Origin of the sequence: Paraburkholderia sp. SIMBA_054 (assembly GCF_046534875.1) — a bacterium.
Lineage (GTDB): Bacteria > Pseudomonadota > Gammaproteobacteria > Burkholderiales > Burkholderiaceae > Paraburkholderia > Paraburkholderia hospita.
The window spans coordinates 1-1,732 of sequence record NZ_JAWRXV010000156.1; the positions used below are offsets into that span (position 1 = coordinate 1).

The following is a 1,732-nucleotide window of genomic DNA, read 5'->3' on the forward strand; positions in this document are numbered from 1 at the left end:
TGGCGAAGACCGTCGACGACTACGACGCGTTGCTTCCCTGGAAAATGCCGGCCGACCTCCGCTGACCCGCATCACTACCACACCTCACGCGCTCCGCCACCTTACTCTGAGGGGCGTCGTTCGTGGATCGCATACGAAACAGCCACGTTACGGGTACGGATTCGATGATTGGGTGCTGGCAGTACAAGGGTCCGCTGAAGCTATGAGCGCGATGTTGTCTGGGGGTGGGAGACACAGACGGGCCGCGGTTGATGCGGCAGCTGGTTTGTTTTGCGGTTATACGGCATTTGTCGCGGAAAAGAAGCCCTTGAGCTGTTCGCGGACCGGAAAGGCTCCTGGCTTTGAAGAATTTCTGGCGGACGTTCTGTCGTGGATGGATGACCGTGTAAAGGATTGGCCCATGCTGAACTTTCTAGCCGACGAAGCGTTCGCGGCCTGGGTAGATACGCCCGATAGTGATTCAAAGCAAAGGGTAGCTCAAGCCCTTGTCGTCGGTGTGCCGAAGTCTTCAGTTGAGGCCGTTCTGAAACTCAACGTAAGAGATCCTATGTAGGCAGGGCCGGTCGTCCACAAACTGATACGTAAAATCAGCGTGTCGAGTCCTGTTGAAAGGAGAGAGCATCATGCGCACGGATCAGACGTTCACGACGGGTGGTGAGGAACAGGTGCTGGCGGTCTCACTCGAGCTTGCTGCGGCCCAATGGAAGGTCGCGCTGCACGACGGTCGGCGCGAGAAGCCGGCCGTGCACACGGTCGCGCAGCCGCAGGCCGCCGCCCGCCTGCAGGCGGTGCTGGACCTGATTGAACAGCATGGCAGAAGTGGTCGCTGCCGGCTGGCGTGCGCACCGTCGTGAGCTACGAGGCTGGCCAGGACGCGTTCTGGATCTGTCGCGCGCTGCAGGCGCAACACATCGAATGCTACGTCGTCGATGCGGCCAGCATCCCGGTTGAACGCCACAAGCGGCGCGCAAAGACCGACCGGCTCGATGTCATCAAGCTGGTGATCAACCTGCGGGCGTGGCTGCGTGGCGAGCGTGACCGCATGCACGTGGTGCACGTGCCGTCGCCGCAAGACGAGGCGTCGCGCCAGCTGATGCGCGATCGCGGACAATTGCAGAAGGAAGTACTGCAGCATCGCGACCGCATGCGCAAACTGCTCAACACGCTCGGCTGCTGGGAGGACGTCGACAGCAAGGCCTTTGCCGGCCGGCTCGCCCGCGGCGAGGTGCGGTGTCACGACGGCGCGCCGCTGCCGCCCGAGTTGCGGGAACGCCTGCTGCGCGAGTGCGAACGGCTGGCGCTGGCCGGGCAGCAACTCGCCGCACGCGAGAAGACGCGACAGGCGAGCCTGCCGGCACCCGCGCGCCAGCGAAGCGATGCCCTGGCGCGGCTGAAGGGGATTGGCGAAGTGGGCGCGTCGCGCCTGGCGCTGGAGCTGCTCTGGCGGGAGTTCCACAACCGGCGCGAAGTCGGTGCCTGCGTAGGGCTGGTGCCGCAGCCCTACGACAGCGGCGAGAGCCAGGTGGACCAGGGCATCAGCAAACAGGGCAACCGACGGGTGCGCGCGCTGCTCATCGAGATGGCGTGGACCTGGCTGCGCTACCAGCCCGACAGTGCACTGACACAGTGGTTCAACCAGCGCACGCAGGGCACGCGACCAAATCGCCGCGCGCGGCGCATTGCGATCGTCGCGGTGGCACGGCGTCTGGCGATTGCTCTGTGGCGCTATCTG

1 protein-coding gene and 1 pseudogene are annotated in these 1,732 nt (G+C 64.3%); both read left to right on the top strand.

Translation table 11 applies throughout. The features are described from left to right. Positions 1–553 (top strand): hypothetical protein (locus SB822_RS54435; protein WP_410858765.1); only part of this gene is annotated, 553 nt, incomplete at its 5' end. 70 nt (positions 554–623) lie between these two features. Beyond that, a pseudogene (locus SB822_RS54440) lies at positions 624–1,732 on the top strand (IS110 family transposase); the annotation flags it as partial.